This is a genomic window from Bacteroides sp. ET71, assembly GCF_023336905.1.
In the GTDB taxonomy this organism is placed as follows: Bacteria; Bacteroidota; Bacteroidia; order Bacteroidales; family Bacteroidaceae; genus Bacteroides.
The window spans coordinates 1-815 of the sequence record NZ_JAMBLS010000115.1; the positions used below are offsets into that span (position 1 = coordinate 1).

Here is an 815-nt window from a genome sequence, read left to right on the forward strand (position 1 = left end):
TATTAATAAATGCACCCTTAGGTGTAAAATATTTCGATAACCGACACCCGGCAGGTGTGTTTCCTAATCTCTAATAGCTGTACCCTACGAATCATCCAGAGTGTCAAGCGGATTGGGTATCTTGGCTTTGTGCGCACTCGATACATGAAGATATATGGCAGTGGTCTTTATATCGTTGTGCCCTAACAGTTCCTGTATCGTATGTAGGTCTGTCCCTTGTTCCAAAAGGTGGGTGGCAAACGAGTGGCGGAGCATGTGAACATGCACCCGGTGCTTGATACCTGCACGTCTGGCGGCTTCTTTCAGCACTTTCACCAATGCGCTTGCCGAGTACGGCTGTCCGGGCGTTTCGCCCTCAAACAGCCATTTCTTCGGGCGGTATTCACGGAAGTACCGCCGCAGCTCTTCCAGCAGCTTGGGCGAAAGCAGCGAATAGCGGCATTTCTTGCCCTTGCCCATGATACGCACGGACATCGTTTCGCTGTTAATGTCTTTGGGTGTGAGGTTCAGCAGTTCGCTCCGCCGCAATCCGGCAGAGTAAACCAGAGAAATCATGCAGCGGTGCTTGATGTTGGACAGTTGGTCAAGGATGCGCTTTATCTCGTTCCGGCTCAACACTTCCGGCAGTGTCTTGTACTCCTTGGCCCGTGTAATGCCGCCGTAGTATTGCCGTTTCCCGCCTTTCACCTGCTCATAGTAGAACTTGATGGCGTTGATGCGCATGTTCTGTTGCGAAACGGAAATTTTCTTTTCGTTTACAAGATAAAGAATGTACCTGTTGATGTCCGCCACTTTCAGGCGGTCGATGTTGCGCT

1 protein-coding gene is annotated in these 815 nt (G+C 50.6%); it reads right to left on the bottom strand.

Annotated features, from left to right (window positions below; genetic code table 11):
- Nucleotides 1–84 precede the first annotated feature (84 nt).
- Nucleotides 85–815 (bottom strand): tyrosine-type recombinase/integrase (locus M3090_RS15435; RefSeq protein ID WP_249057752.1); only part of this gene is annotated, 731 nt, incomplete at its 5' end.